General features: G+C 54.1%; 17 protein-coding genes. 6 read left to right on the top strand and 11 right to left on the bottom strand.

What is annotated here, in order from left to right; translation table 11 throughout:
* The first annotated feature begins 41 nt into the window (after positions 1-41).
* The gene (gene lipA, locus BN2591_RS11180; RefSeq protein WP_020457001.1) at positions 42-1007 is read left to right on the top strand and encodes a lipoyl synthase; all 966 of its coding nucleotides are present in this window, start codon (positions 42-44) and stop codon (positions 1005-1007) included.
* Positions 1008-1076: 69 nt separating this feature from the next.
* On the opposite strand, the gene tatE is transcribed toward lipA, so the two are convergent.
* A complete protein-coding gene (gene tatE, locus BN2591_RS11175) occupies positions 1077-1271 on the bottom strand; it encodes a twin-arginine translocase subunit TatE (RefSeq protein WP_017455877.1) in 195 nt (64 codons plus the stop codon).
* Between the two features lie 127 nt (positions 1272-1398).
* Entirely contained in the window at positions 1399-2187 is a 789-nt protein-coding gene (locus tag BN2591_RS11170; protein WP_086871509.1) for a deaminated glutathione amidase, read from the bottom strand.
* A gap of 89 nt (positions 2188-2276) precedes the next feature.
* Between BN2591_RS11170 and crcB the strand changes: the two genes are divergently transcribed.
* A complete protein-coding gene (gene crcB, locus BN2591_RS11165; RefSeq protein ID WP_086871507.1) occupies positions 2277-2660 on the top strand; it encodes a fluoride efflux transporter CrcB in 384 nt (127 codons plus the stop codon).
* Positions 2661-2722: 62 nt separating this feature from the next.
* Here crcB and cspE read toward each other — a convergent pair whose 3' ends face one another.
* The 7 genes from cspE to BN2591_RS11130 all read right to left on the bottom strand — a co-directional run bounded on the left by cspE (position 2723) and on the right by BN2591_RS11130 (position 10513).
* Entirely contained in the window at positions 2723-2932 is a 210-nt protein-coding gene (gene cspE / locus BN2591_RS11160; RefSeq protein ID WP_007373839.1) for a transcription antiterminator/RNA stability regulator CspE, read from the bottom strand.
* Positions 2933-3124: 192 nt separating this feature from the next.
* Positions 3125-3655, bottom strand: coding sequence for a lipid IV(A) palmitoyltransferase PagP (gene pagP / locus BN2591_RS11155; protein ID WP_407659146.1), 531 nt, complete (start codon positions 3653-3655; stop codon positions 3125-3127).
* Positions 3656-3859: 204 nt separating this feature from the next.
* Entirely contained in the window at positions 3860-6979 is a 3120-nt protein-coding gene (locus BN2591_RS11150) for an efflux RND transporter permease subunit (protein WP_086871504.1), read from the bottom strand.
* Positions 6976-8430, bottom strand: coding sequence for an efflux RND transporter periplasmic adaptor subunit (locus BN2591_RS11145; RefSeq protein ID WP_086871501.1), 1455 nt, complete (start codon positions 8428-8430; stop codon positions 6976-6978). Before BN2591_RS11145 ends, BN2591_RS11150 begins: the two co-directional genes overlap by 4 nt.
* On the bottom strand, positions 8430-9683 hold the full coding sequence (locus BN2591_RS11140; RefSeq protein ID WP_086871499.1) for a TolC family protein: 1254 nt from the start codon (positions 9681-9683) through the stop codon (positions 8430-8432). Before BN2591_RS11140 ends, BN2591_RS11145 begins: the two co-directional genes overlap by 1 nt.
* A gap of 12 nt (positions 9684-9695) precedes the next feature.
* Positions 9696-10046, bottom strand: coding sequence for a copper-binding protein (locus tag BN2591_RS11135; protein ID WP_244173001.1), 351 nt, complete (start codon positions 10044-10046; stop codon positions 9696-9698).
* Positions 10047-10102: 56 nt separating this feature from the next.
* Positions 10103-10513, bottom strand: coding sequence for a hypothetical protein (locus BN2591_RS11130; protein ID WP_086871495.1), 411 nt, complete (start codon positions 10511-10513; stop codon positions 10103-10105).
* Positions 10514-10859: 346 nt separating this feature from the next.
* Here BN2591_RS11130 and dcuC point away from each other — a divergent pair, with 346 nt between their 5' ends.
* The 4 genes from dcuC (at position 10860) to uspG (ending at position 14264) form a co-directional block, all read left to right on the top strand.
* Positions 10860-12236: an anaerobic C4-dicarboxylate transporter DcuC gene (dcuC, locus tag BN2591_RS11125; RefSeq protein ID WP_086871493.1), complete on the top strand. Its 1377-nt coding sequence runs from the start codon at positions 10860-10862 to the stop codon at positions 12234-12236.
* A gap of 97 nt (positions 12237-12333) precedes the next feature.
* Positions 12334-13137: a ribonuclease I gene (gene rna / locus BN2591_RS11120; RefSeq protein ID WP_086871490.1), complete on the top strand. Its 804-nt coding sequence runs from the start codon at positions 12334-12336 to the stop codon at positions 13135-13137.
* A 138-nt stretch (positions 13138-13275) separates the two neighbouring features.
* The gene (gene rnk / locus BN2591_RS11115; protein WP_086871488.1) at positions 13276-13686 is read left to right on the top strand and encodes a nucleoside diphosphate kinase regulator; all 411 of its coding nucleotides are present in this window, start codon (positions 13276-13278) and stop codon (positions 13684-13686) included.
* Between the two features lie 149 nt (positions 13687-13835).
* Positions 13836-14264 carry a universal stress protein UspG gene (gene uspG, locus BN2591_RS11110; protein WP_086871486.1) on the top strand — a complete coding sequence of 143 codons (429 nt, stop codon included), beginning with the start codon at positions 13836-13838 and terminating at the stop codon, positions 14262-14264.
* 80 nt (positions 14265-14344) lie between these two features.
* On the opposite strand, the gene ahpF is transcribed toward uspG, so the two are convergent.
* Complete coding sequence (gene ahpF, locus BN2591_RS11105) at positions 14345-15910, bottom strand: alkyl hydroperoxide reductase subunit F (RefSeq protein ID WP_086871484.1); 1566 nt, start codon at positions 15908-15910, stop codon at positions 14345-14347.
* Positions 15911-16152: 242 nt separating this feature from the next.
* Positions 16153-16716 (bottom strand): alkyl hydroperoxide reductase subunit C, encoded by a 564-nt coding sequence (gene ahpC / locus BN2591_RS11100; RefSeq protein ID WP_086871483.1) that lies wholly within the window; start codon positions 16714-16716, stop codon positions 16153-16155.
* Positions 16717-16890: the final 174 nt, after the last annotated feature.

Below are 16890 nucleotides of genomic sequence, written 5' to 3'. Positions count from 1 at the left end.
GAAATGCTTACTTCGTTATCCGCAACTGGAACACGCACGCTATGAGTAAACCCATTGTGATGGAACGCGGTGTTAAGTACCGCGATGCCGATAAAATGGCGCTTATCCCGGTTAAAAATGTGGCGACAGAACGCGAAGCCCTGTTAAGAAAACCGGAATGGATGAAAATCAAACTCCCGGCCGACTCTTCCCGTATCCAGGGTATTAAAGCAGCCATGCGCAAAAATGGGCTGCACTCTGTATGCGAAGAGGCTTCCTGCCCGAACCTCGCTGAGTGTTTCAACCACGGTACGGCAACCTTTATGATCCTTGGTGCTATCTGCACGCGCCGTTGCCCATTCTGCGATGTGGCACATGGACGTCCTGTGGCGCCCGATGCCAACGAACCGCAAAAACTGGCGCAGACCATTGCTGATATGGCGCTGCGTTATGTGGTAATCACCTCTGTAGACCGTGACGATCTGCGTGATGGTGGTGCGCAGCATTTTGCGGATTGCATTACCGCAATCCGCGAAAAAAGCCCATCGATTAAAATCGAAACGCTGGTGCCGGATTTCCGTGGTCGCATGGATCGTGCGCTGGATATCCTCACCGCCACGCCACCGGATGTGTTTAACCACAACCTGGAGAACGTGCCACGTATTTACCGCCAGGTTCGCCCGGGCGCCGATTACAACTGGTCGCTGAAACTTCTGGAGCGTTTTAAAGAAGCGCATCCGGAAATCCCAACAAAATCCGGCTTGATGGTCGGCTTAGGTGAAACCAACGCCGAGATCATCGAGGTTATGCGCGATCTGCGCCGTCACGGCGTGACGATGCTGACGCTAGGCCAATATCTACAGCCAAGCCGCCACCATCTGCCGGTACAGCGCTATGTCAGCCCGGATGAATTTGATGAAATGAAAGAGGAAGCGCTGGCGATGGGCTTTACCCATGCGGCGTGTGGTCCGTTTGTGCGTTCCTCTTACCATGCAGACCTGCAGGCAAAAGGCGTTGAAGTGAAGTAATACTTGCTTACACTGCAGACAAAAAAACCGGCTTCTGCGCCGGTTTTTTTTCGCCTGTCAAAGCCGCTGTTACTCTTTGTGAGAGAGTTTTTCTGCTGTGACTTCGTCAGCTTTTTTCGCTGCATCATCATCATTCATGGCTTTTTTAAAGCCTTTGATGGCTGCGCCCAGGTCACCGCCGAGCGTACGCAATTTTTTGGTTCCAAACAGCAGAACAACCAGTGCGGCCACAACCAGCAGTTTGGTAATACTAATCTCACCCATAGATACCTTCTTTCGTAAAACAGGCTGCATAAAACGCTATTATAACCGGACTTCATTAACGGTCATTCGACGCGCGCACACAATAGCAATGTGTAACGAGATGAATCAAGTGTTGTTTAAAAAAACATCACAATAAATGCGGCACAGCGAAACGCCGATTACGTAACACCGGTAGTTTCTCGCGCGTCTGCACCACGCGTTCAGGCGTGACCTCGGCGAAAATCAACTGAGGTGCTTCCGCCGCCGCCGCAACCGTCACGCCCTGCGGATCAACGACCCGGCTCTGCCCGATATTCTTGTTGCCACATTCGCCTGCCGCGACAATATAACATGTTGTATCCAGCGCCCTTGCCGATAGCAGCGTCGCCCAGTGCTGCTCTTTGAGCGGGCCACGTACCCAGGCGGCAGGCAATACCAGCAGTTCTGCCCCCTGCAGCGCCAGCGACAAAGCGAGTTCCGGGAAACGCAGATCGTAGCACGTCATCAGTCCGACCTTCATACCCTCCACCTCAATCAACGGAGGAATATCGCACCCGGCGTCCACACGCGCAGATTCCTGCATGTTAAACGCGTCATACAGATGCAGCTTGGCATACTGCGCGATCACCTCTCCAGCGCGCAATACTACCAGCGAATTAACTGCCCTGCCCTCGGTTGACGGAACATGCACCGTTAGCACCGTCGTCAACGCGTTACGCTGGCTCTCCGTACGTAACAGGCTCAGAAAGCCACCATCCAGCGTCTGCGCCGATTTGACCGAAAGGTGTGGGTCAGCATCATCTCTTGCCAGTAATGCCTCTGGCAGCACCAGCAGCGACGCCTGACGCGCTGCCGCCTGTGCCATCAACGCAACACATGTCTGCGCGTTGGTCCGCCAGTCTGGCGTGACCGCAAATTGTCCGGCTGCAACAATCATCTTAAGTCCTCCCGCTTCGTCACCATAGCCAGAAAATAGCCGCGACGCTAAACTCAACACTCTAACAAATCAAATAGCAGGATCTCACGGTGTTACAACTTCTTTTAGCGGTATTTATTGGCGGTGGAACGGGCAGTGTAGCGCGCTGGATGTTAAGCATGAAACTTAATCCGGCACATCAGGTGATTCCTGTTGGTACCCTTACCGCCAACCTGCTAGGTGCGTTTATTATCGGTATGGGGTTAGCGTGGTTCAATCGTATGACGCACATCGATCCCGTCTGGAAAGTGTTGTTAACCACCGGTTTCTGTGGCGGTCTGACTACCTTTTCTACCTTTTCCGCAGAAGTGGTGTTTTTGTTGCAAGAGGGGCGAATTAACTGGGCGCTGCTTAACGTGGCGGTAAACCTGCTGGGTTCGTTAGCTATGACGGCTCTGGCGTTTTGGCTGTTTTCCTCGGTTAACGCAAATTGAAAGCATAAAAAAACCCGCCTTACGGCGGGTTTTGGAATTCTTACTGTACGTACGTAGCTGAATTAAACAGGCATTACGTTCGCAGCAGATGGGCCTTTGGCACCGTTAGTGATTTCAAACTCAACGCGCTGACCTTCAGCCAGGGTTTTGAAACCATTGCTCTGGATTGCAGAGAAGTGTACGAACACGTCTTTGCTGCCATCTTCCGGAGTAATGAAACCGAATCCTTTGGATTCATTAAACCACTTAACGTTACCTTTAATCTTAGACATCAAAATTACCTTTACATGAAAAATCGACACAAATGCTGTGTCGGGTATCAGTACAACAATTGTGACGACTTTTGTCCAGTCGTTATTCGTGAAAAAGTGATAAATGTCGCTAACTTTTTTGCAAAAGTGAGTTTATTCCGCGTTTTAGGCAATGATTAAAATTTGCACATCGCGTTAACACCGCATTTGCAGCTAAAACTGAAAGCGCATCCAGGCAAAGTAAACGTTCCCGTTGTTATAGGTGCCCGGAATGTAAGTCATCTGGAAAGTCGCCGGGCCGTAACCGACAGATGCCAGCGGCAATAACACTGGAATGGGAATGTACTTCCAGTTATCACGCGCGGTAAACCCGGCCGTGTAACCCAACCCCAAACGGAAGTTATCATCTGCCAGCGGACGCCATGTCTTCTCCCACCCGTAGCCGCCAATGGGTTCCCATTTGTTATAGGAATCTTTAAACGCCATCAGATAAAGGCCGTGCCAGTTGCCTTTTTCGTCCCAACGTGACTGACCAAAACCCGCGCCCCACGGACGTTCGTTATAACGGTCCGTTTTCTCCTTGTCATAGGCGAAACGCGCATGCCAGGTGATAGCAGGAACATAGAGATCATAATGCTCTGGCTGCTGCCAGGTTTGCTTCACATTGTCAGTAAAACTCGAGAACCAGGATTCCTCTGCGGCAACTGCTGTGGTAACCACCGAAAACTGGCAAAATAACGACAAAAAAATAGCTAAATTTTTCTTATTTACAGACACCGTACTTATTCCATATTACGCAACGACGTTTATTCTCGGGCATGTTATCTGAATAGTTCCTTAACGAGATCGGATTAATTCTGAAAAAACCTACGGAATAATCGCAGTATTTACGTCACCTGACACAGAATAGGGTTTGATGCGCCCCCTCACAGAGGCGCAAAAAAACGGCTAACGTTTGCGATGTAGTAAGAAATAAACCGCCGGAATAACCAACATCGACAGCAAAGGGGCTGTTATCATGCCGCCAATCATAGGCGCGGCGATACGGCTCATCACCTCCGAACCGCTGCCACCGCCCCACATAATGGGAAGTAGCCCTGCCATAATCGTCGCAACCGTCATCACCTTTGGCCGCACGCGGAGCACCGCACCTTCATGGATAGCCTGTAGCAATACCTTATTCCCGCCATCTGGCTCGCGCGTGAGATATTTCTCAAGCGCGTGATTAAGATAGAGCACCATAATAACGCCGAACTCCGCTGCCACCCCGGCCAGAGCAATAAAACCAACAGCTCCCGCAACGGATAAGTTATATCCCAGCAGCCACAATAACCAGACACCGCCAATCAACGAGAAGGGCAATGTCCCCATTATTAACAGGGCATCCGATATACGCTTAAAGGTAATAAATAACAGGACAAAGATAATCGTTAACGTTACCGGCAATACGATTTTCAATTTTGCCGTGGCACGTTCCAGATATTCAAACTGTCCGGACCACGAGAGTGTTACCCCTTGCGGCAGTTTTACCTGCTGCGCTACCCGCTGCTGCATCTCGTCCACAGCCGATTTCAAATCGCGACCACGCAGATCAACGTAGATCCAGTTCGAAAGGCGCGCATTCTCGCTTTTTAGCATCGGCGGCCCCTCTTTCACCACGATATCCGCCAGTTCACCTAACGCAATCTGGCTGCCATTTTCAGTGATCACCGGTAATTTGCGCAGATCATCAACGTTATCACGGATTTCACGCGGATAACGTACATTGATGGGATAGCGCTCCCGTCCCTGTAGCACTTCGCCAATGTTTTCCCCACCCACCAGCGTAGAAACCAAAGATTGCAGCTCTTTTACCGACACGCCATAGCGCGCGGCTTGCTGCCGGTTAATGTTGATATCGACGTAGCGCCCGCCCGCCAGACGCTCGGCCAGCGCCGATGTCACACCCGGCACCGTTTTCACCACCTGCTCGATTTGCTGCGCCACACGTTCAATATCCGCAATATTATTGCCGTTCACCTTAATCCCCACCGGGCTTTTGATCCCGGTTGCCAGCATATCGAGTCGGTTACGGATAGGCGGCACCCAGACATTGGCAATGCCCGGCACCCTGACGGTTTTATCCAGTTCTTCCACCAGTTTTTCCGGCGTCATCCCCGCTCGCCACTGATCGCGCGGCTTAAAGCGAATGGTGGTTTCCAGCATGGTTAACGGCGCGGGATCGGTCGCGCTCTCCGCTCTGCCTGCTTTACCAAACACGCTCGCCACTTCCGGCACGCTTTTAATCAGCCGGTCGGTTTGTTGCAATAAACGCCCAGCTTCCCGCGCAGAGATCCCCGGTAACGTCGAGGGCATATACAGCAAATCGCCTTCGTTGAGCGGCGGCATAAACTCACTGCCCAGACGGCTCAACGGCCATAACGTTGCCAGCAACAACAATAGCGCCACCGCCAGCGTCGCTTTCGGCCACTCCAGCACTTTATCCAGCAGCGGCTCATACATGCGGATCAGGAACCGGTTGATCGGGTTGGCTTTCTCATCAGGGATCTTGCCGCGAATAAACAAGCCCATCAGCACCGGAACCAGCGTAATACCAAGCCCGGCCGCGACTGCCATCGCCCAGCTCTTGGTGAAGGCCAGCGGCGAGAACATACGCCCTTCCTGCGCTTCCAGCGAAAATACCGGAATAAACGACAAGGTGATGATCAGCAGGCTGCAAAATAGCGCCGGTCCCACTTCGACTGCCGCCTGTTCTGAAAAACGCCAGTAATCAGCACTGGTCGGCTGGCGATCCGGGTTATCGTGTCGCCACTGCTCCATTACTTTGTGCATGTTTTCAATCATCACAATCGCCGCATCCACCATTGCGCCGATCGCAATCGCAATCCCGCCAAGCGACATGATATTGGCGTTAATACCCTGGTAATGCATGACGATAAACGCACCGAGGATCCCCAGCGGCAGCGACACAATCGCCACTAATGCCGAACGGAAATGGAACAGGAACAGCGTACAAACCAGGGCTACGACGATAAATTCCTCGATCAATTTATGCGTCAGCGTTTCGACTGCACTTTCAATCAGCGTCGAGCGATCATAAACCGGCACGATAGCCACGCCGTCAGGCAGCGTTTTTTGCACCTCACTGAGTTTGGCTTTCACCGCATGAATGGTATCGAGCGCGTTTTTGCCATAGCGCATAACGATGATGCCGCCCGCGACTTCGCCTTCACCATTATATTCCGCTACGCCACGACGCAGCTCCGGCCCCAGGCGCACCGTCGCCACATCTGAAAGCATCACCGGCACACCTTCCCGGCTGGCAATGACTATCTGGCGAAAATCTGCCAGTTGCCGCAAATAACCGGTCGTGCGCACCATAAATTCGGCTTCGCCCATCTCCAGCAGCGCGCCGCCGCTCTCCTGGTTCGCTGCCTGCACAGCGCTGACAATCTGTTCATGGGTTATATTCAGCGCCCGCATTTTCGCGGGATCCGGCACAACCTGATACTGCCGCACCATCCCGCCAACACTCGCCACTTCCGCGACGTTTGGCACTGTTTTCAATTCGAACTTCAGCGTCCAGTCCTGCAACGCGCGCAGATCCGCCAGATTATGTTTGCCGCTGCGATCCACCAGCGCATATTCATAAATCCAGCCTACGCCGGTCGCATCCGGCCCTAAGCCGACGTTCACGCCGGCAGGCAATGAAGACTGGATTTGGCTTAAATTCTCCAGCACGCGAGAACGCGCCCAATAGAGGTCGGTATCATCATCAAACAGCACATAGACATAGGCATCGCCAAACATCGAATAGCCGCGAACTGTTTTCGCCCCCGGCACGGAAAGCATGGCGGTAGTCAGCGGGTAAGTCACCTGATCTTCAATGAGTTGCGGCGCTTTACCCGGATAGCTGGCGCGGATAATCACCTGCACATCGGAGAGATCCGGCAGGGCATCCAGCGGCGCGCGCTGTATCGACCAAATCCCCCAGCCGGTAAGCACCAGCGCGGCCAGCAGGATTAACAAGCGGTTACGCAGCGAGGCGCGAATCACGGCAGCAATCATTTCATCGTCTCCTGCACCGGCATCAGATGGGTAATGACAGCGCCCTGCTCATCATCCAGCGTGAAGCTGAACATCACCTTATCGCCCACTTTGATGGCGGGTTCCGGCTGCTTAAGAACGAAATCCATCGTCATCGCTCCCCAGTTCAGCGCCGGGATCGGCTGGTGCGACAGCGTAATGCTCCCCGCATCCATCGCTTTCACCACACCGGTAGAATCGTAGGTTGGCGCTTTTTTCGCAGCCGCTTGCGGGGCTTGCTGTTGCGGTAACGCGCTACGCAGGCTGGCTTCCGAATCAATCAGGAACTGACCGGACGTCACTACGTTGTCGCCCTCTTTCAACCCGGAAAGCACTTCGGTCCAGCCCTGTGCTGTACGTCCGGTGGTGACGTTAACGGCCTGGAAATGCCCGTCGCCCGTCGCCAGTAACACGCGGCTTGCCGCACCGGTTTCAATCAGTGCCTCTTCCGGAATGGCCAGCACGTCAGGCTGTTGCGCTGAAGCAGGTTGAGTAACGGTAAGGAACATGCCGGGTTTGAGTTTTTGCTGCGGATTATCCAGCACGATGCGCGCTTTCAGCGTCCGGGTGGTGGTTTCAAGCTGAGGCAGCAGCTCGCTGACGCGACCGTGAAACTGCTCGCCCGGCCAACTACCTGACGTGGCAATGATGTCGCTACCCACAGTGAGTGCCTGCGCCTGGCTTTGCGGGTAATCGACCACCAGCCAGACAGGATCAAGGTTCGCCAGCTCAAAGAGAACTTGGGTAGCGGCAACTTGTGCGCCTTCGCGGGAATCAAGTTTCACCACATAACCGTCGCGATCGGCGCGCAGGGTGAGCCGGGTTTGCGGTTTCCCGCTGCGTTCAACCGCGCGAATAATGGCATCCGGCATAAACTGCAGCGCCAGCCGCTCGCGGGCGGCGCGCGTCAGTTCGCCATCACCTAACTGGCGCACCGCCAGATACTCCTGCTGCGCCGTGGTCCATTGCGGGATCCACAGCTGCGCCAGTGCTTCCCCTTTCTTTACCCACTGTTGTGGCGCGCGGACAAACAGCTTTTCCACCACGCCAGCCGCCGGAGAAGGCACGCTCTGAATGCTGCGCTCATCGGTGGTTACCGTGGCGAAGGCAGAAAACGCCTCGGCAAGCGCTCGTTTTTCCGCTTTCGCCGTCGTCATCCCCAGGTTTTGCTGCTGCTGCGCACTGACGCTGACACCACCGCTGGCAGGTGTTTCATCGGCATAACGCGGCACCAGCGGCATATCCATAAACGGTGATTTACCCGGCTTGTCAAAACGCTGATCCGGCACCATTGGATCGTACCAGTAGAGCACTTTTCGTTGCGGCGTTTGTTCGCCGGAAGCCACAGGCGCACTGTGCTGGCGACCGGCGAAATACCCTACGCCCGCCGCCAGGCAAGCCGCAATCACGACGGCTAAAATCGTTTTCTTCATTACCTTAACTCCTGTGGGATCAGCCAGCGGATTGCGGCCCATTTCTGTGCCATCGCTTTCTCGGCCTGGTTCGCGGCCAGTTCGCTATCAAGCACATTGCGCCGTGCTTCCAGCAGTGCAGAGAGATCTGACTGCCCGGAACGATATTGCGCCGCCAGTAACGTGGCTCGCTGGCGAACCAGTGGCAGCACTTCGTCACGCTGGCGCATCCACAGGGTTTGCGCGGCGTTATATTCGGCAATAAGCGAATGCAACTGTGCAGCGTGATCGCGCTCAGCCAGCGCCAACTGGTCGTTGGCCTGCATGGTGCGGGAGACATCGGCGGCGTGATCTTTGTCCTGCCGGTGGGACTGGAACAGCGGCAAATCGACGGTAAACATGACCCCAGCCATATCTTCGTACCCTTCGGCGCGGCGTCCGTACCAGACTTCCACCTCGACATCCGGGATGGCGGCAACCGCTGACTGTGCAGAACGCGCTTTCGCGCTGTTCGCCATGCTGGCAGCAGCGATAATGTCAGGATGCTGCGCGATGCCCTGCTCCAGCGTTTTTTCATCCGCAGGCAGACGTTGATATCGCGGAAGCTCGCCGGAAACGGCGCTCACATCCTCGCCAGTCAGCTGTGTCAGGCGGGTTTGCGCCAGTTGCACATCACGTTCGGCGAGCGTGAGCTTATCGCGCATTGCGCTCAGGCCAACCCGGAAGGCCAGCACACTGTCTGGTGCAGCATTGCCGGCACCCACGCTGGCGCGCTGCGCGCCTTGCTGGCGTTCGGTTTCTGCCAGCAATTTACGCGCAGTCTGCAACGCCTGTTGCGAAAGCGCTAAGTCGAGCCACGCCTGGGCGGTGTCGCGCTGTAAATTGGCGCGCACGACGGCGGATTTGGCGCTAACACTTTGCGCTTCCGCCAACAAGGTATCGGCTTTACGATCGCGTTTTTCGGCGCTGACATACTGCTGCATGATGCCGATCCGCTGCATCGTCATCCCTTCGCGGGTTAAACGGTGGTCGTTATTGCCCTGCACCGGGACGTTTTCAATACCGAATTTCAGCTTCGGGTCAGGTAACTGGCGAGCAGAATCCGCCATCGCATCCAGCGCCTGCGCTTCATTGCGATTAGCGGAAAGTTCTGCGGAATAGCGCTCAGCGGCGGCAAGGGTTTGCGTCAGCGTCAGTGACTCCGCCTGCGCGGCGGAGCACATCAGTCCAAGCAACACCCCGCCGAGCCGCAGGCTCAGCGAGTAACGTTTCATTGTTGCCCCCGGTTAGCGTTGCGGCGTTAATGAAACGAGCTGGTAGCCGTTTTCGCTCTGCACAAAGGTGAAGTCGACCTTATCGCCCACTTTCACCGGTGCAGACGTGCTGCCTTTGACCACTGCAAATTGCATAGTCATTGGCGGCCAGTTCAGTGCAGGAATGGCTTTATGGGCGATCGAAATCGCATCGGGGGTGATTTTTTTGATAACGCCCTGGCTTTGGTAGGTTTGCATTTGGCTATGCATCGCCGGGTGCTGCGACATATCGTGCATACCGTGCATTGCGGGCATATCTTCCGCGTGAGCGGCAAAGGAGAAAAACAGCACGCCAGAGAGCATGCAAAGAAGAGAAGAACGCATAATAAAAACTCCTGTTAAACAATGAAATAGATGAAATTCAATGCATTAACAGGTTTCTATTCACGGAACCGACAAAAACGAATCGTTGCCGGCGGGCCTATCGCGGGAGGGGTTAACGACCATCCGTCATGCGCGACGGAGTCACAAACAGGTTCAGCGACCGAAAGCGTCAGCGAAACGGGCAGCGCCACCAGTGAAACGTGATCGGTGTCTTTTTGCGCCAGATCCGGCACACAATGTTTTTCGCACAGCGGCGTTTTCATCATGTCCATTTGCGGCGCAGTGTCAGGCATCGCCATTTGATGGTTCATATGCTGAACCATCATATTTGCACCCTGCACGCTGACATCACAGTCGTGAGACGCAATCGCCACCTGGCTTTGAATCAAAAGCCAACCAAACGCCATCAGCAGCATCAACAAATGCCGCTTAATAAAGCGCAATCGGTATAGCCAGCCTGCGTACATAACGTTGCCATGGGTGAAAAGAAAGTAATGGCGAGTATAAGCAGCATCATTTTTATTTTTAAAGTGTTTTTTAGCTAATTTACGCCCGGGAATAAATCGCAACCGAAACTATTAAATTAATTAACTTATCAGCACTCTTTAAATAACAAATTTATCATTTCCGATTAATACCGATTATTGCTCAGCCACTATTAATTGAGTGGAGTGATAACAAATTAACGAGATTATTCGCTCAACACATCGCTTTGTTGATTTTAATCATCTATCCGTTAGCGGTTATTCGGCACATTGCGTTGCCAGTTTTTTTACTTACTTTTCCTTCAGGTCAACCTCCGGGGCCAACAACATGTTATTAACACTCATTGAACTGCTGATAGGCGTGGTGGTGATTGTCGGCGTAGCGCGCTACATCATCAAAGGCTACTCCGCCACCGGCGTGCTGTTTGTCGGCGGTCTGGCGCTATTAATTGTCAGTGCGCTGATGGGCCATAAAATATTACCCGGCAGCGCCACCAGCACCGGCTATAGCGCGACCGATATTGTCGAATACATTAAAATTCTGCTGATGAGCCGCGGTGGCGATCTCGGCATGATGATCATGATGCTGTGTGGTTTTGCCGCTTATATGACCCACATCGGCGCCAACGACATGGTGGTGAAGCTGGCTTCACGTCCGCTGCGCTTTATCAACTCGCCTTACTTGCTGATGATTGCCGCCTATTTTGTCGCCTGTCTGATGTCGCTGGCAGTCTCTTCCGCCACGGGTCTTGGCGTACTGTTGATGGCAACCCTGTTCCCGGTGATGGTCAACGTCGGCATCAGCCGCGGTGCGGCAGCCGCGATTTGCGCCTCTCCGGCAGCAATCATTCTTTCGCCCACCTCCGGTGATGTGGTGCTGGCCGCGAAAGCCGCAGAGATGCCGCTTATCGACTTCGCCTTTAAAACCACCCTGCCCATCTCTATTGCGGCGATTATCGCCATGGCGATTGCGCACTTTTTCTGGCAGCGGTATCTGGATAAAAAAGAGCACATTGTCAGCGAAATGCTGGATGTGAAAGACATCACCACCAATGCGCCCGCGTTCTACGCCATCCTGCCGTTTACGCCAATTATCGGCGTACTAATTTTCGACGGCAAATGGGGTCCTGAACTGCATATCATCACCATTCTGGTGATTTGCATGTTGCTGGCGGCAGTGCTGGAATTTTTGCGCGGTTTCAACACGCAAAATGTCTTTTCCGGGCTGGAAGTGGCTTATCGCGGCATGGCGGATGCCTTTGCCGGCGTGGTGATGTTGCTGGTTGCCGCCGGGGTTTTCGCCCAAGGGTTAAGCACCATTGGCTTTATCCAGAGCCTGATTTCGATTGCCACCTCCTTCGGCTCAGCGAGCATTATTTTGATGCTGGTGCTGGTCACGCTGACGATGCTGGCGGCGATGACTACCGGTTCCGGTAATGCGCCGTTCTACGCGTTTGTCGAGATGATCCCGAAACTGGCGCACGAATCGGGGATCAACCCGGCTTATCTGTCTATTCCGATGTTACAGGCCTCTAACCTTGGGCGCACCATTTCCCCGGTTTCCGGCGTGGTGGTTGCCGTGGCGGGGATGGCGAACATTTCCCCCTTTGAAGTGGTGAAACGGACATCGGTGCCGGTGATCGTCGGTCTGATTGTGGTGATCATCGCGACCGAAGTATTGGTCCCGGGAGTCGCAGTACATTAATTTATAAACACCATTTATGAAAAAGCGCCTGCCCGGCGCTTTTTTTATGGTTTAATAACGCATGGCAATTACCCGGATACATCCATCAGGAACTGTTATGTTTATAAAGGGATTCTTCACCTGCGCAAGCCTTGCCGCAACGCTGTTCTCCGTCGCTTATGCCGCACCGCTCAAACCCACACAGTATGGTGACTTTGACCGCTATGTTCTGGCGCTCTCCTGGCAAACCGGTTTTTGCCAGAGCCTGCATGCGCAAGGTCGCAATGAGCCAGATGAGTGTCGGCCGCAAAAAGAACCCGCCAACAAAGCCGATTATCTGACCGTGCATGGTCTGTGGCCTGGTCTGCCGAAATCCATCGCCGCGCGCGGTGTCGACGATCGCCGCTGGATGCGCTTCGGCTGCGCCACGCGTCCGATTCCAAACATGCCGGAGGCGAAAGCCAGCCAGAAATGCGCCGCTGCGGAAACCGGCCTGTCGCTGGAAGTGGCCAACAAACTCAACGCCGTCATGCCGGGCGCGGGTAGCACCACCTGCCTTGAGCGTTATGAATATGCCAAACACGGCGTCTGTTTTGGTTTCGATCCGGACGACTATTTCGGCGCGATGGTACGCCTGGACACGGAAATTAAACAGAGCGCGCTCGGCCAGTTTCTGGCAGAAAACTATGGGAAAACCGTCACCCGCGACGCATTCAACGCCGCCGTCGCGAAAGCTTACGGCGAACAAAGCGTGAAAGCGGTGAAACTGACCTGTAGCGGCAACCCGGCGTGGCTGACAGAAATGCAGATCGCCATCAAAGCCGAGGCGATAAACGCCCCGCTCGCGGCAACATCTTTACTGCCGCAGCCGCACCCCGGCAACTGCGGGAGCAGCTTCGTGATTGATAAAGCGGGCTACTGAAAAACCATAATTCCGGCAAATGTGCGCGGCATCACTTCACAGCGCGCTGCCGTGTCAGTATCATCCCCTGTAGACAAACCCTCGCTGCCATACGGCGAGGGTTTTTCTTTGGATCAATCACCTGACATGGAGTACCAGATGTCCAGACCTGCCATTATCATTAATGAGCGAGACGCCGAGCGCCTCGACCGTCTGCTTGAGCAGCCCGCTCACGCTAACCTGCCGGTCGCGGATGCGCTAAATGAAGAGTTGGATCGCGCCCAGATGTGCGCGCCAGAAGCGATACCACACGATGTGGTGACCATGAACAGCACGGTAAAATTCCGCGAGCTGAAAAGCGGTGAAGAGCGCGTGCGCACGCTGGTTTATCCGGCGAATGTGACCGACAGCGCCAGCCAGCTTTCGGTGCTTGCGCCTGTCGGTGCAGCGCTGCTGGGCTTGCGCGTTGGCGATACCATTCACTGGGAACTGCCGGGCGGCACCACCACCGACCTTGAAGTGCTCGAACTGCTGTACCAGCCCGAAGCCGCAGGCGATTTCATGCGTTAAGCCCCGCCCTGCGTTGTTATGCAGAGGATGCGCCCGCATCCTCTTTCCGTTCCCGCCCGTTTATTCTTCAGATTTGCCATCCAGGCAGCAAAATATTCCTCCCGTTTATGATTCAATCAGAAGGACATAACCTACAGGGAGAAGCGTTTATGTATAAGACAATCATTATGCCGGTCGATGTTTTCGAAATGGAGTTAAGCGACAAAGCCGTGCGTCACGCTGAATTTCTCGCGCAGAGTGAAGGCGTTATCCATCTTTTGCATGTACTGCCCGCCTCTGCCAGCCTCAGCCTGCACCGTTTCGCCGCTGATATACGCCGTTTCGAAGAGCATCTGCAACAGGAAGCGCAAACGCGCCTGAACACCATGATTACCCACTTCAATATCGACGCCTCGCGTATCAAAACCCATGTTCACTTCGGCAACGTGCGCGATATGGTGAATGAACTCGCGGAAGAGATCGGGGCAGATATGGTGGTCATTGCTTCACGTAACCCGTCTATCTCCACCCATCTGCTCGGCTCGAACGCCGCCAATATTGTGCGCCATGCGCACATCCCGGTGCTGGTGGTCAGATAAAGACGCTCAGGCGTAAAAAAGAGGCTACCAAAAGGTAGCCTCTTTACATTTGCAGGTATTGTTTACTTTCTTATTTTTGCTTACGCAGTTTTCGTGCGGATGAGGTAGTCAAACGAACTCAGCGACGCTTTGGCACCTTCACCCGTGGCAATAATGATCTGTTTGTACGGCACCGTGGTGCAGTCGCCTGCGGCAAACACACCTTTCACGCTGGTTTCACATTTGGCGTCGATGATGATTTCGCCCATGCGGTTGCGCTCAATCGCGCCTTCCAGCCAGGTGGTGTTCGGCAACAGACCAATCTGCACGAAAATCCCCGCCAGCGCCACGCTGTGAACATCGCCGCTCACACGATCGCGGTACTCAAGACCGGTCACTTTGCTGCCGTCACCTTTCACTTCGGTAGTCTGTGCGTTCAGAATAATGTCGACGTTTTTCAGGCTGCGCACTTTATCCTGCAACACCTGATCAGCTTTCATTTCCGGGGCGAATTCGAGCAGGGTAACGTGCTCAACAATCCCCGCCAGATCGATTGCCGCTTCCACGCCGGAGTTACCGCCGCCAATCACCGCCACACGTTTGCCTTTAAACAGCGGGCCGTCACAGTGCGGGCAGTAAGTCACGCCTTTGGTGCGATACTGATCTTCACCCGGCACATTCATGTTGCGCCATTTCGCGCCGGTAGCAATGATGATGCTGCGCGCTTTCAGTACCGCGCCGGACGCGGTTTGGATCTGATGCAGACCGCCTTCAACCGCAGCCGGAACCAGCTTGCTGGCGCTCTGGCTGTCAATCACATCGACATCGTAATCCGCAACGTGCGCTTTCAGCGCGCCCGCCAGTTTCTGGCCTTCAGTTTTCGGCACAGAAATGTAGTTTTCAATATCAACGGTATCCAGCACCTGGCCGCCGAAACGCTCGCCCATCAGACCGGTACGAATGCCTTTACGCGCTGAGTAAACCGCCGCTGCCGCGCCCGCCGGGCCGGAACCAACAATCAGCACGTCGTAAGCGTCACGCGTGTTCAGCTCTTCCGCCGCGCGTTTTTCCGCGCCGGTATCAATTTTGGCAACGATTTCGCTCAGCGTCATACGCCCCTGGCCGAACTCCTGGCCATTGACGAACACCGCAGGAACACCCATCACGTTGCGATCGGTGATTTCATTCTGGAACGTACCGCCATCAATCGCCGTGTGCTTAATACGCGGGTTCAGCACCGCCATCAGGTTCAGCGCCTGCACCACGTCCGGGCAGTTGTGGCAGGAGAGCGAATAGTAGGTTTCAAACTCAAAATCGCCGTCCAGATCGCGGATCTGCTCCAGCAGCGCCTGCGCCTCTTTCGACGGATGACCACCGGTCCACAGCAGCGCCAGCACCAGTGACGTAAATTCGTGACCCAGCGGCGAACCGGCAAAACGCGGGCCGTTATTAGCGCCTGGGTTGGTTATCAGAAATGACGGTTTACGCACCGCCAGGCTGTTGTCTTCTTTGAAGGAGACCTTGTCTGACAGCTCAGCAATTTCAGTCAGCAGTTCTTTGATTTCTGCCGATTTCGCACTGTCATCCAGCGTAGCAATCAACTCAACAGGTTTGGTCAGTTTCTCAAGATAGGCCTTGAGCTGGGTTTTCATCGTGGTGTCGAGCATAACGTTCTCCCTTAAAACATCATCATGCAAGCCGAATTGTTTAAGGCTGCATTAATGCAACTTGCATCATGGTGCTGAGTAAAACGGGTACCCAAAAGCACCCGTTAACAATAGTAATTTCCGAAGTATTTCTTGTCACAGAAAGGCGGCAAGCTTATGAATCCCCGGAAGCTTACAAAAGTAAGTGACCGGGGTGAATAAGCGCAGCCAACGCGCCTGTGGCATGAAAGACGCCGGAATTTTTAGATTTTGCCGACCAGGTCAAGAGAAGGAGCCAACGTCGCTTCACCCTCTTTCCATTTCGCCGGGCACACTTCACCCGGGTGAGAAGCCACGTACTGTGCTGCTTTGATTTTACGCAGCAGATCAGATGCGTCGCGGCCGATGCCTTCAGCGGTGACTTCGATAGCCTGGATGATGCCCTGCGGGTCAACCACGAAGGTTGCACGATCTGCCAGACCTTCATTTTCACGCATGTTGTCGAAGTTACGGGTCAGGGCGCCAGTCGGGTCGCCGATCATCGCATATTTGATTTTTGCGATAGTTTCGGAGCTGCTGTGCCACGCTTTATGAGTGAAGTGGGTGTCGGTGGAAACAGAGTAAACGTCCACGCCCAGTTTCTGCAGCTCTTCGTAGTGGTCAGCCACGTCGCCCAGTTCAGTCGGGCATACGAAGGTGAAGTCAGCCGGGTAGAAGAAGAAGACGCTCCAGCGGCCTTCGGTATCTTTCTCGGTTACTTCGATGAACTCACCGTTTTTGAACGCCTGGTTTTTAAAAGGTTTGATCTTGGTATTAATTAAGGACATCTATACTTCCTCCGTGTTTTCGTTGGGATGTAAGTTAACGAACTTCGATTGATTGAGCCAATGCGTTTGCTTTATCAAATCAATAAGTGTTAGCTAACAACCCACAACGAGCAACCTTGTGAACGGCTGAATTGCCAAAAGTAAAAAGGCCACCGCGACGGGTGGCCTCGATAC

Source organism: Kosakonia pseudosacchari (assembly GCF_900184035.1).
Lineage (GTDB): Bacteria > Pseudomonadota > Gammaproteobacteria > Enterobacterales > Enterobacteriaceae > Kosakonia > Kosakonia pseudosacchari.
This window is presented reverse-complemented; position numbering and strand designations above follow the sequence as displayed.

What these genes read in the sequence shown, in the direction of transcription:
- uspG (WP_086871486.1), top strand. Translation starts at nt 13,836, where the DNA reads ATGTATAAGACAATCATTATGCCGGTCGATGTTTTCGAAATGGAGTTA.
- BN2591_RS11145 (WP_086871501.1), bottom strand. Translation starts at nt 8,430, where the DNA reads ATGAAGAAAACGATTTTAGCCGTCGTGATTGCGGCTTGCCTGGCGGCG.
- ahpC (WP_086871483.1), bottom strand. Translation starts at nt 16,716, where the DNA reads ATGTCCTTAATTAATACCAAGATCAAACCTTTTAAAAACCAGGCGTTC.
- cspE (WP_007373839.1), bottom strand. Translation starts at nt 2,932, where the DNA reads ATGTCTAAGATTAAAGGTAACGTTAAGTGGTTTAATGAATCCAAAGGA.
- BN2591_RS11140 (WP_086871499.1), bottom strand. Translation starts at nt 9,683, where the DNA reads ATGAAACGTTACTCGCTGAGCCTGCGGCTCGGCGGGGTGTTGCTTGGA.
- dcuC (WP_086871493.1), top strand. Translation starts at nt 10,860, where the DNA reads ATGTTATTAACACTCATTGAACTGCTGATAGGCGTGGTGGTGATTGTC.
- ahpF (WP_086871484.1), bottom strand. Translation starts at nt 15,910, where the DNA reads ATGCTCGACACCACGATGAAAACCCAGCTCAAGGCCTATCTTGAGAAA.
- BN2591_RS11150 (WP_086871504.1), bottom strand. Translation starts at nt 6,979, where the DNA reads ATGATTGCTGCCGTGATTCGCGCCTCGCTGCGTAACCGCTTGTTAATC.
- BN2591_RS11130 (WP_086871495.1), bottom strand. Translation starts at nt 10,513, where the DNA reads ATGTACGCAGGCTGGCTATACCGATTGCGCTTTATTAAGCGGCATTTG.
- BN2591_RS11170 (WP_086871509.1), bottom strand. Translation starts at nt 2,187, where the DNA reads ATGATTGTTGCAGCCGGACAATTTGCGGTCACGCCAGACTGGCGGACC.
- tatE (WP_017455877.1), bottom strand. Translation starts at nt 1,271, where the DNA reads ATGGGTGAGATTAGTATTACCAAACTGCTGGTTGTGGCCGCACTGGTT.
- lipA (WP_020457001.1), top strand. Translation starts at nt 42, where the DNA reads ATGAGTAAACCCATTGTGATGGAACGCGGTGTTAAGTACCGCGATGCC.
- rna (WP_086871490.1), top strand. Translation starts at nt 12,334, where the DNA reads ATGTTTATAAAGGGATTCTTCACCTGCGCAAGCCTTGCCGCAACGCTG.
- rnk (WP_086871488.1), top strand. Translation starts at nt 13,276, where the DNA reads ATGTCCAGACCTGCCATTATCATTAATGAGCGAGACGCCGAGCGCCTC.
- BN2591_RS11135 (WP_244173001.1), bottom strand. Translation starts at nt 10,046, where the DNA reads ATGCGTTCTTCTCTTCTTTGCATGCTCTCTGGCGTGCTGTTTTTCTCC.